The sequence below is a fragment of the Microbacterium maritypicum MF109 genome (assembly GCF_000455825.1).
Classification (GTDB): Bacteria; Actinomycetota; Actinomycetes; order Actinomycetales; family Microbacteriaceae; genus Microbacterium; species Microbacterium maritypicum_A.
The window spans coordinates 1-220 of record NZ_ATAO01000009.1 but is presented as its reverse complement, the minus strand read 5'-3'; the positions used below and the strand labels follow the sequence as shown (position 1 = coordinate 220).

The following is a 220-nucleotide window of genomic DNA, read 5'->3' as shown; positions in this document are numbered from 1 at the left end:
GCGGCACACCGTCCGCCGCGGCGCGCCACGCACCGACCACGAGCAGCACGACCGTGATGACGGCCTGACCGATCCGGATGGAACCGACCAGGCTCGCCCACGTGCGCGGCGCGCGGATCCCGGCCGCGGAATCGACGCGGCCGGAACGCTCAGTCCGCGTCTGCGGAGATGGCGACTGCGGCATCTTCGTATTCTCCCCCGTGCGGCCGGTCTCCGTGTC

1 pseudogene is annotated in these 220 nt (G+C 72.7%); it reads right to left on the bottom strand.

Going from position 1 to position 220, the window contains the following annotated elements:
- Nucleotides 1-184, bottom strand: a pseudogene (locus L687_RS23330) (sensor histidine kinase); the annotation flags it as partial.
- Nucleotides 185-220 lie beyond the last annotated feature (36 nt).